Source organism: Gemmiger formicilis (genome assembly GCF_016901605.1).
Classification (GTDB): domain Bacteria; phylum Bacillota; class Clostridia; order Oscillospirales; family Ruminococcaceae; genus Gemmiger; species Gemmiger formicilis_B.
Map to the genome: position 1 here is coordinate 1 of NZ_JACJKP010000326.1, position 1,129 is coordinate 1,129.

Annotated in this window: 1 protein-coding gene and 1 pseudogene; both read right to left on the reverse strand. The window is 54.0% G+C overall.

Annotated features, from left to right (window positions below):
• Positions 1-205 (reverse strand): HU family DNA-binding protein (locus H6B10_RS14600; protein ID WP_204652261.1); only part of this gene is annotated, 205 nt, incomplete at its 3' end.
• Between the two features lie 267 nt (positions 206-472).
• Positions 473-1,129 (reverse strand): annotated as a pseudogene (locus tag H6B10_RS14605) (carbamoyl-phosphate synthase large subunit); the annotation flags it as partial.

Consider the following 1,129-nt stretch of genomic DNA (forward strand, 5'->3'; position numbering starts at 1 on the left):
TGGTCACCTTGGTCTTGGGATTGGTAAAGTTCTTGGTCTGGCGTTCCCGCATTTCAAACCGGCCAAACCCTGCAATCGTAACCTTGTCGCCGCCTTTCAGCACGTCACCGATGGTACCGAAAATGCAGTCCATGACCTTTTCCACTTCGCCGCTGGTCATGCCGGTGTCGTTTGCAACCTTGGTAATCAACTGAGATCTCGTCATAATTCCTTTATACTCCCTATTGCTTAGGCACAGTGCCTGTTATTATTACGCCCCATATTATAGAAAAAATACCGCGCAGAATCAAGCGTTTTTGACGAAATGCGGCGGAAATCGGCAAAAAGTCTAAAAATTTCCAAATCCAGTTACTCAAATTCCGTCATTCGGCGAATAATCGCAGGTTTTTGTGGAAAACTCTCTTCCCTCCCGCAACAAATGTACACAAAAAAACGGGTCTGCGCCGTTTGCGCAGACCCGTTTTGTATAAGATCAATCCTGTTTGGCGTCGCGATGCAGAAGCGCAACATCCACCAGTTCCATCTGGCTGATGTCGTGATCGCCGCGCAGTGCATCCACCAATACCCGGGCCGTATCCAGTGCCGTAATGCACGGGATGGACAGTTCCGTCGCCTTGCGGCGGAATTTGACCGAGTCACGCTGGGGATCGCGGCCATGCGGGCTGGTGGAAATGATATAATCCACCAATCCGCTTTCCAGCAGGTCAATAACGTTGGGGCGGGCGCCGCTCATCTGGCGTACCACACTGCAGGGTACCATCTGGCTGTTGAGATAACGGGCCGTTTCGGCGGTGCCGTAGATCTTGTAGCCATAGTCATGCAGCTTCCAGGCCAGGTCGGCGGCTTCTTTCTTGTCGCTGTCCTTGACCGTGATAATCACGCAGGAACCGGGACCGGGAACCTTGAACTGGTAGCCTGCCGCCACCAGACCCTTCATCATGGCCTCGTGGAAGGTGGGCGCAATGCCCAGCACCTCGCCGGTTGACTTCATCTCAGGGCCCAACATGGTGTCCACGCCGTGCAGCTTCAGGAAGCTGTAAACGGGCACCTTGACCGCATAGTAGGGGCTCTTGCCGCCGCGCCACAGACCGGTGCCGTAGCCCATATCCTTGAGCTTCTCACCCAAAGT